Below are 9466 nucleotides of genomic sequence, written 5' to 3' on the forward strand. Positions count from 1 at the left end.
ATTCCGATTAAAGCCGTATAAGAACTATCGGGTATAGAAATTCCCTTCTTGATATACTTTTTTATGAAAGGAGGTCATATTTATGGATTCGCTAAGACAAATGAATTTGGCAATGAAGTATATTGAAGATAATTTAATAGAAACAATCGATTTTATGAAATTATCTCAAATAGCAGCATGTTCAGAGTATCATTTTAGGAGGATGTTTTCATTTTTATCTGGGATGTCACTGAATGAATATATAAGACTTAGAAGGTTAACTTTAGCAGCTACTTTATTACAAAATAAAAATAATAGGGTTATAGATATTTCATTAATGTTAGGTTATGAATCACCAGATTCATTTACAAAGGCTTTTAGAAACTTTCATGGGATTACACCATCTAAGGCAAGAGAAAGCAATGCATCCTTAAAAGCATTTCCACCTATGACTTTCCAATTAAAAATTCAAGGAGGAATAGAAATGAATTATCGTATTGTTGAAAAAGAAGGATTTAAAGTTGTTGGTGCAAAGAAGAGGATTACTCTTATTTATGAAGGGGTAAATCCTCAAATGGATTCTATGTTTGAGGGGTTGTCTATAGAAGATTTTAAGGAATTAAAACAGTTATCAAATATAGAACCAAGTGGAATAATATGCGTATCAGCTAATTTTGATGGGGAAAGAGTAGAAGGATCAAAAATAGATCAATATATTGGAGTAGCTACAAATAAGTCTGTAGACGGTAAATGGAGTGTTTTAAATGTAGAAGCAAGTACATGGGCAGTGTTTACAGTAGTAGGTGATTTCCCAAATACACTTCAAGATACTTGGGCTAGGATATATTCTGAATGGTTTCCTACATCAGGTTATGAATCAACAGGTGGTCCTGAAATACTTTGGAATGAAGGTCCAGACACAAGCAAAAAAGATTTTAAAAGTGAAATTTGGATACCAGTAGTAAAATCTAATAATAATTTGTAAATATATTATAGATTCTAAGAGTTTATAATACAAACATCATTATATTTATAATATAATATGTAATATAGAGAGAATAAAATATTCTAGACTACATTTCTATCAAGTAATTATAGAGTGTAGTCTTTTTAATATATGTTAAAGAATAGAACTCTTATATGTCCACTTTTTAATATAAATAAATTAGGGTTGGGTGATAATATGAAGGGAAATAGGTTATTTGAAATAATATATATTTTATTAGATAAGAAGAATGTTAAGGCAAAAGAGTTAGCAGAGCATTTTGAAGTATCACAAAGAACTATTTATAGAGATATAGAAGATTTATCTCAGGCTGGGGTTCCTATTTATATGACTAAAGGTAAAGGTGGAGGAATAAGTCTTTTATCTGACTTTATATTAAATAAAACAGTTTTATCACAAGAAGAAAAGAAAGAAATATTAACAGCTATGCAAGGTCTTAATGCTGTTAACCAAAATGAGTTTAATGGGGCATTATCTAAATTAAGTTCATTTTTAGGAGGCAATAATGAAAATTGGATAGAAGTTGATTTTTCAAATTGGGATAAAAATAATGACTTAGGAGATAAATTCACATCTATAAAGAACTCTATAATAAATAAAAATTTGATATCCTTTGAGTATTATAATTCTAAGGGAGAATTACTAGAGCGAAGTGTTGAACCATTGAAATTAGTCTTTAAAAGTCAAGGATGGTATTTATATGCCTATTGTAAGAAAAGAGAAGATAACAGATTCTTCAAGCTTACAAGAATGAGTAATATAAAGACTACTTTAGAAAAGTTTACTAGAACTGCTCCTAATAAATTATTTTCAGAGGAAGGTATAGGATATTCTAATAAATTAATACATCTTAAATTAAGAGTAAATAAGAATCTAGGCTTTAGGATATATGATGAATTTCAAAATCATTCTTTAGATGATAATGGTGATTTTATAGTTGATTTAGATTATCCATCAGGGGATTGGCTATTTGGATATCTAATGTCTTTTGGGGAAAATATAGAAGTTCTTAAACCCTTACATATAAGAGAGGAAATAAAAAAAAGACTAATATCTGCTTTAAATAAATATTAATATGACAGAATGGTGTCATATTAAAGTGTATATAATATAACTATAGTTACTGAATATAGAAGTTTAATATTAACTTTTAGACTATAGATTATTTATATAATTGGAGGTAGATTATGAATATAATATTAGGTTCAACAGGACAAATAGGTTCTATGCTTGTTCAAAACTTATTAGAAAAAGGTGAGAAAGTTAGGGCGGTTGTTAGAGATGAAGTTAAAGCTGAAAATTTAAAAAAGATTGGGGCAGAAGTTGTAACTGCAGATTATTTTGATGTAGATGCATTAAAAAAGGCCTTCAATGGAGGAAAAACAGTTTTTCTATTAACTCCTGAAAATCCAGAAAGTAACAATTTTTTAATAGATACAAAAAAAATCATAGATAATTATAGAGATGCAATTTTATCATCAAGTATAACAAAGATTGTTGGGTTGTCATCAATGGGTGCACATAATAAAGACAATACTGGTAATCTTATGGCTTCATATATGTTAGAAAATGCATTTTTAGATTTAGATATTAAGCAGGTGTTTGTAAGGCCAGCATATTATTTTAGCAATTGGATTGGATATATAGATTTAATTAAGGAATATGGAATTCTTCCAACCTTCTTTCCTATTAATATGAGTTTACCAATGATTTCACCAATAGATGTTTCTAAGTTTTTATCAGATGTTATTGTTAATGAAGAATATAAAGAAAGAGTATATGAGATTACAGGTCCAAAGGCTTATAGTCCATTAGAAATAGCAGAAATATTTGAGAAAACTTTAAATAAAGAAGTTAACTTACAGCTAATATTGCCAGAAGAGTGGGAGAAAACCTTATTAGAATCAGGATTTACAAAAGATTCAGCAGAAAATCTTATACTTATGACAAAGGCTACTATTGATGGAAAAGGTGAAAGTGGGATGAAAAATATAATTACTTTGTCAATGGATTTTAAAGAATATTTAGAAAATGTATTGCAAAAAGTACTTATAAAATAGTCTTTTTAAATATAAAAGAAAAGTTAGGGGAGAATTAAGATGGAAAAATTAGATTATAAAAAAGCTTTTAAGGATTTATATTTACCTAAAACACAACCTATGGAAATAACTGTGCCTGCAATGACCTTTATAATGGTAGATGGAAAGGGAAATCCAAATGATAAGGATGGAGAATACCAAGCTGCCATTGAATTATTATATTCTTTATCTTATACAATAAAGATGAATAAAGAATTGAGAGATAAAATAGAAAATTATTTTGATTATGTTATACCACCACTTGAAGGATTATGGTGGCTAAAAGGTGATGATATGGATTTTAGCAAAAAGAGCAAATATATATGGATTTCTATGATAAGACAGCCAGAGTTTGTAACAAAGGAAATATTTGATCTTGCTTGTGAAGAGCTTAAAAAGAAAAAGCCTAATATTGATGTATCAAAGGCAAGATTAGAAGTATATGATGAAGGATTATGTGTTCAGTGTATGCATATAGGTCCATTTGATCAAGAATATCTTACAACAGAAAAAATTGATAAGTATATGTTAGAAAATAATTTGATTCACGATATAGGAAGTGTTTATGAAAAGGGAAGTGTAAGAGGTCACCATGAAATATACTTGTCAGATCCTAGAAGATGTAATATAGAAAGGATGAGAACAGTTCTTAGGCATCCTGTTAAAAGAAAGTAACAAGGATTTACAGTAGATTTATTATGCAAAAGGACTTTTTTAGGAGAGATTTATATGGATTATATAAGTTCAAAAAGTATTATATCTGGATATAGAGAAAGTAATAATTGGTTTGGTATTAATTATAATATGAATATATACAAGGGATGCTGTCATGGGTGTATATACTGTGACAGTAGAAGTGAGTGTTATGGAATAGAAAATTTTGATATTGTTAAAGTTAAGGAAAATTCTTCAGATATAATAAGAAGAGAATTAAAATCCAAAAGGAAAAAAGGAGTTGTTGGAACAGGTGCTATGAGTGACCCATACAATCCTTTTGAAAAGAAGCTTTCTTTGACTCGTAATGCATTAGAAAGCATTGATATTACTGGATTTGGAGTATCAATTGCCACAAAAAGTGATTTGATAACAAGAGATATTGATATTTTAAAAAGAATTAAAAAACATTCACCAGTACTTTGTAAAATTACAATAACAACAGCTGATGATGATTTATGTAAAATAATTGAGCCAAATGTTGTAGTCACATCTAAGAGATTTGAAGCAATAAAAAAATTATCACAAGAAGGTATATATACTGGAATATTACTAATGCCTATTTTGCCTTTCATAAATGATAATGAAGAAAATATAATTAACATTGTAAGATCAGCAAAGGAAAATGGAGCTAAATTTATTTTTCCTGCATTTGGAGTTACTTTAAGATCTAATCAGAGAGATTACTTTTTTAACATGCTAGATAAGTCTTTTCCTAGGTTAAAAGAAAGATATATTAAAAGTTTTGGCAATAATTATATGTGTAATAGTCCTAATGCTAGAAGGTTATATAATATATTTGCTCATGAATGTAATAGGTTAGGTTTGCATTATAAAATGAATGATATAATTCATAGTTATAAAAGAGGATATAATGATGAGCAACTAAGTTTATTTGATATGTAGATATAAACATTAGATACCTTAAAATCAATGGATTATGTATCTGGTTGTAAAATGAACTGAAGAGTAATTTGTGCGGGAGTTTATTTATATTTCGGGAGGTCAGATTTTATGGAAAAATCATTCGTAGATATGACAGTTAAGAAGTATTTGGCAGAAGAATTTTTTTGTGATTTATCAGAATTAGATAAAGATAATATTACGTTTACTATAAATAGTGTGAGTAAGTCACCATATATTAAAATTATTGCATTTAATAAATGCGTAATTATAAATACTTCTGAATCAATACATGCAAAGGTCAAATCAGCATTAAGCGGAAAAAGTAGAGATGAAATATTTGAGTTTCCATTTGTATATGGGCAAACAATACATTATATACCCGATGTTAAAAAGATTTACAAATTACCACTTTCAGAGGAGTATTCATATGAACTGTTACAAGGTAATGATATTTATAAGTTAAGAGGTATTAATGGTTTTGATAATTCCATTGTTTTTGATCATAATGGTAATACAACAACAAAGATTGTATTTTTGGCTAAAAAAGAGAATGAAATTGTTGGATTGGCAGGTGCAGGAATCGAAACAGAAAAGTTATGGGAAATGGGGGTAGATGTTAAGGCTAACCACCGTAATGGGAACCTCGGAACAAAATTAGTCGCTAATTTAACCGTAGATATTATTAATCAGGGTATTGTTCCATTTTACTCTGCATCAGTGACTAATATCGGTTCACAGAAGGTTGCTAATCGTAGTGGGTACGTACCATATTGGATTGATACATATGGTAATATACTTGATGGGAGTTCTCCTTATAATACTTTTGTTAAAAGCTTGAAATTATAGAATACGTATCTCCTTTTTTATATCTATCCTAGGAGTTAATTTTGTACAAGAATATTTTATATGTTATTATAAATATAAAGTATATTAGATACGATTATAAAACTTAACACTCAGGAGGAAGTATGATTAAAGCAGTATTATTTGATTTAGATGGAACATTATTAGATACAAACGAATTAATATATAATTCTTTTGATAGAACTTTTAAAGACAAATTAGGGATAGAATTAAAGAGGGAAGAGATAGTAGATTTCTTTGGAAGACCTTTAGGTGAACCTTTCAAAAAGCATGCTAAGAGGGAAGATGTTGATGATTTAGTAGCTTATTATAGAAAACATAATGAAGAACTTCATGATAAAATGTGCTTTGCATTTAATGGGGTAAAAGAGCTTTTAGAGGGATTGAAGAAAAAGGGAATAAAGTCAGGAATAGTAACATCTAAGAGAGCAGAACTTGCTATTAGAGGAATGAAGATAGCTGGAATTCATGACTATATGGATGTAATTATCACTCCAGAATCTACTGAATTACACAAACCAAATCCTGATCCAGCTTTAAAAGCATGTAGTGACTTAGGAGTAGAGCCTAGTGAAGCTATAATGGTTGGCGATAGCATTTATGATATTTATTGTGGTAAATCTGCAGGATGTAAAACTTGTGGAGTTAGCTATACTTTTATCGGATTAGATACTTTAAAGTCTTCTAAGCCAGATTATTTTGTAGATAGTCCAGAGGATATTTTAAATTTAGTTTAGTAAATTGGAGGGTTAGAATATGAAAAACATAGTTATTTTAGATGGAGAAACTTTAGGTGAGTTAGACTTCGATGAATTAAAAGCCTTTGGAGATGTAGTTTATTATGATACAACTAAGCCAGAGGAAGTTTTCGAAAGAATAGAGAATGCACATATAGTTTTAACGAACAAGGTTGTATTAAATGAAGATAACTTAAAGGATGCTAAAAATTTGGAGTTAATATGTGAGACTGCAACAGGATTTAATAATATCGATGTTGTATATGCAAAAAATAATAATATTGCAGTAACGAATGTTGCTGGGTATTCAACTACTGCAGTTGTTCAACATACTTTTGCAACTGTTTTAGCTCTATATGATAAACTTTCATATTATGATGCTTTTGTTAAATCAGGTGATTATGCTAGGAGTGGTCTTTTTACTAATATAAGCGTGCCTTTTTATGAACTTGAAGGTAAGACTTGGGGAATTATAGGTTTAGGGGCTATTGGAAGAAGGGTTGCAAAAATAGCAGAAGCTTTTGGTGTTAATGTCGTTTATTATTCTACATCAGGAAAAAATTCAAATTCTGATTATAAAAGAGTTGAATTTGATGAATTACTTAAAGTTTCAGATATAATTTCTATTCATGCACCATTAAATAATGATACTAAAGGATTAATTAATTATGATGTATTAAGAAAAATGAAAGATACAGCTATATTAGTTAATATGGGAAGAGGACCTATAGTAGTTGAAAGTGATCTTGCTAAGGCAATAGATGAAAATCTAATAGCAGGTGCTGCATTAGATGTTTTTGAAGTAGAGCCAATGAAAGAAGATAACCCATTACTTTTAGTTAATAATAAAGATAGATTAATATTAACCCCTCATATAGCATGGGCAAGTGTAGAGGCAAGAGATAGATTATTTAAAGAGGTAATAAATAATATTAAAGCATTTTACAATGGAGAAATTAGAGGAAGAGTAGAACTATAATAATAATTTTAATTGTATAGAAAAATTTGACAAAACATAAAAAATATAGTATATTACTAATTAATTTAATAAAAAAATGCTTGGAATGAGAGTAGTAGAAGGTATGAGATATCAAAGAGAGTAGGGGATGGTGAGAACCTGCATATAATCACTTTTGAACTCGCTCAGGAGCTATAGGGCTGAATGGGGAAAGTAGGTCTTATCGGTATATTATATCGTTAAATTAATTAAGTTAAAACTTGGATGGTACCGCGTAAATCGCTCCAATATTGGATGATTTACGCGGTTTTTTATTTTCTAGTGAATCAAAATCATATGTAATAAGCAAGGGGGCATTTAAATGAATTATAAGAAGTATAAGAAATTTAAGACTATAAAATTTACTGAAAGAACATGGCCTAATAAGGAAATAGAGAAGGCACCTATTTGGTGTAGTGTTGACTTAAGAGATGGTAATCAGGCTCTGATTAATCCAATGACTGTAGAAGAAAAAATAAAGATGTTCAATCTTTTAATAGAGCTAGGATTTAAAGAAATAGAAATAGGATTTCCTTCAGCATCACAAATAGAGTTTGATTTTTTAAGAAGGTTAGTTGATGATAATTTAATACCAGATGGTGTTAAAGTACAAGTATTAACACAAGCAAGACCGCACTTAATTAAAAGGACTTTTGAAGCTTTAGAAGGAGTTAAAGAAGCTATCCTTCATATATATAACTCTACATCAGTACTTCAAAGAGATGCAGTATTTAATATGAGTAAGGAAGAAATTAAAGAAATTGCTGTAGAAGGAACAAAATTAGTTAAAGAGTATGCTAAGATATTTAATGGAAAAATATACTTAGAGTATTCTCCAGAAAGTTTTACCGGTACAGAAGTTGATTATGCTTTAGAAGTCTGTGAAGCCGTTTTAGATACTTGGGGTGCTACTAAAGATGAGAAGGTAATAATAAATCTTCCATCAACAGTAGAAATGGATACTCCTAATGTTTTTGCTGATCAAATAGAATGGATGAGCACTCATTTTTCTGATAGAGAAAGGGTTGTACTAAGCGTTCATCCTCATAATGATAGAGGAACAGGAGTTGCAGCTGCTGAATTATCAATGTTAGCAGGGGCAGATAGAATTGAAGGAACCTTATTTGGAAATGGTGAGAGAACAGGTAATGTTGATATAATTAATTTAGCATGCAATATGTTTTCTCATGGTGTTAATCCAGAACTTAAGCTTGATGATATAAATAGGGTAATAGATATATATGAAAAGTGTTGCAAGATACCTGTTCATATAAGACATCCTTATGCAGGAGAATTAGTATTTACTGCTTTTTCAGGTTCCCATCAGGATGCTATTAATAAGGGTATGAAAAAGTATATGGAGAGAAATAATCAATATTGGGAAGTTCCATATTTACCTATAGATCCTAGCGATTTAGGAAGAGAGTATGAAGCTTTAGTGAGAATAAACAGTCAATCAGGAAAAGGTGGAGTAGCCTTTGTTTTAGAAAGTCATTATGGATATAAGATGCCAAAGAAGATGCATAAAGAATTTGGAGATATAATTCAAGGAATAACAGAAAGAGTGGGAGAAATTTCACCAAAGGTAATTATGGACAAGTTTGAGGAAGAATATTTAGAAGCAAAAGGGCCATTTGAATTAATAAAATTCAAGATAGAAGATAATGATAATCCAGAAAACAATGAAGAAAATACTACAATAAGTATTAAGGTTTTATATAATGGCAAGGAAAAAAGCTTTGTTGCTAAAGGAAATGGACCAATAAACTCATTGAAGAAGGCATTAGTCAATAGTAGATTAGTAGAAGCTACTATTTTAGATTACGCTGAACATTCATTAGGAGAAGGATCAGAAGCTAAAGCAGCTGCTTATGTAGAAATGAAGAGATTAGATAATTCAGAAACTACATTTGGGGTTGGAGTAGATAGTAATATAACAGTGGCTTCTATAAAAGCAGTTTTTAGTGCTGTAAATAGACTTTATAAAGAATGAAAGAATTAAAGAATTAAAAAATGAAAGAATTAAGGTGAAAACTCTTAAAAGAGTTTTTAAAAATAATGAATTTTTAGTATTTATAACAAATTACATTAGTAATTCTGTATTTTTAAAGGAGCTATATCAAAGTAATTTTTAAAATTATTATAGATATGGCCCTTTTTTATTTTGTAGATAAGTTATAAAATT

General features: G+C 29.2%; 9 protein-coding genes and 1 other annotated feature. All 9 genes read left to right on the plus strand.

Annotated elements, in window-relative coordinates; translation table 11 throughout:
* Positions 1 to 82 precede the first annotated feature (82 nt).
* The 9 genes from QK892_RS15775 (at position 83) to leuA (ending at position 9274) form a co-directional block, all read left to right on the plus strand.
* Positions 83 to 964, plus strand: coding sequence for an AraC family transcriptional regulator (locus tag QK892_RS15775; RefSeq protein ID WP_317274512.1), 882 nt, complete (start codon positions 83 to 85; stop codon positions 962 to 964).
* A gap of 198 nt (positions 965 to 1162) precedes the next feature.
* Positions 1163 to 2059 carry a helix-turn-helix transcriptional regulator gene (locus QK892_RS15780; protein WP_317274513.1) on the plus strand — a complete coding sequence of 299 codons (897 nt, stop codon included), beginning with the start codon at positions 1163 to 1165 and terminating at the stop codon, positions 2057 to 2059.
* Positions 2060 to 2172: 113 nt separating this feature from the next.
* Entirely contained in the window at positions 2173 to 3045 is an 873-nt protein-coding gene (locus QK892_RS15785) for an SDR family oxidoreductase (RefSeq protein ID WP_317274514.1), read from the plus strand.
* Positions 3046 to 3084: 39 nt separating this feature from the next.
* Positions 3085 to 3738 carry a GyrI-like domain-containing protein gene (locus tag QK892_RS15790; protein WP_317274515.1) on the plus strand — a complete coding sequence of 218 codons (654 nt, stop codon included), beginning with the start codon at positions 3085 to 3087 and terminating at the stop codon, positions 3736 to 3738.
* Positions 3739 to 3792: 54 nt separating this feature from the next.
* A complete protein-coding gene (locus tag QK892_RS15795) occupies positions 3793 to 4683 on the plus strand; it encodes an SPL family radical SAM protein (RefSeq protein WP_317274516.1) in 891 nt (296 codons plus the stop codon).
* A 108-nt stretch (positions 4684 to 4791) separates the two neighbouring features.
* Complete coding sequence (locus QK892_RS15800; protein ID WP_317274517.1) at positions 4792 to 5529, plus strand: GNAT family N-acetyltransferase; 738 nt, start codon at positions 4792 to 4794, stop codon at positions 5527 to 5529.
* A 122-nt stretch (positions 5530 to 5651) separates the two neighbouring features.
* Positions 5652 to 6284 carry a pyrophosphatase PpaX gene (gene ppaX / locus QK892_RS15805; RefSeq protein WP_317274518.1) on the plus strand — a complete coding sequence of 211 codons (633 nt, stop codon included), beginning with the start codon at positions 5652 to 5654 and terminating at the stop codon, positions 6282 to 6284.
* A gap of 19 nt (positions 6285 to 6303) precedes the next feature.
* Positions 6304 to 7263, plus strand: coding sequence for a D-2-hydroxyacid dehydrogenase (locus QK892_RS15810; RefSeq protein WP_317274519.1), 960 nt, complete (start codon positions 6304 to 6306; stop codon positions 7261 to 7263).
* A gap of 72 nt (positions 7264 to 7335) precedes the next feature.
* Positions 7336 to 7532 (plus strand) — a binding site (T-box leader).
* Between the two features lie 71 nt (positions 7533 to 7603).
* A complete protein-coding gene (gene leuA / locus QK892_RS15815) occupies positions 7604 to 9274 on the plus strand; it encodes a 2-isopropylmalate synthase (RefSeq protein WP_317274520.1) in 1671 nt (556 codons plus the stop codon).
* Positions 9275 to 9466 lie beyond the last annotated feature (192 nt).

This window comes from Clostridium lamae (genome assembly GCF_033043255.1).
Classification (GTDB): Bacteria; Bacillota; Clostridia; order Clostridiales; family Clostridiaceae; genus Clostridium; species Clostridium lamae.